Genomic DNA, 417 nt, shown 5'->3' with positions numbered 1-417 from the left:
TGAGGCAGAGCAAGCATTAGCAGATGCAGAAGCAGATGGTTTAATCACGCCAACAGAACTTGCTGAGCTGACTCAAGCACGTGATGATGCGCTTACTGCTAAAGAAGATGCACAAGCGAAAGTTGATGCACTTCCAGAAGGAGCAGACAAAGACGCATTGGATGCACGCTTAGATGATCTAGTCAACATCACCTTACCAACAGTAAATGATGAAAACGAAGATGGTGTGGATGATGCAGTTGCAGCACTTGAAGAAGCAACAGAGGCAGTAGAGGCGGCTGAAGCAGCATATGCTGAGGCAGAGCAAGCATTAGCAGATGCAGAAGCAGATGGTTTAATCACGCCAACAGAACTTGCTGAGCTGACTCAAGCACGTGATGATGCGCTTACTGCTAAAGAAGATGCACAAGCGAAAGT

At 47.0% G+C, this 417-nt stretch carries 1 protein-coding gene; it reads left to right on the top strand.

Translation table 11 applies throughout. The features are described 5' to 3' along the window. Positions 1 to 417, top strand: a 417-nt coding sequence (locus AC1M87_RS14795) for a GA-like domain-containing protein (RefSeq protein WP_481594124.1), incomplete at both ends; no start/stop codon positions are given.

The sequence above is a fragment of the Acinetobacter sp. 24-47-62 genome, assembly GCF_056779765.1.
Note: the sequence above shows the minus strand (reverse complement) of the source record. Positions and strands in the feature narration are given on the sequence as shown.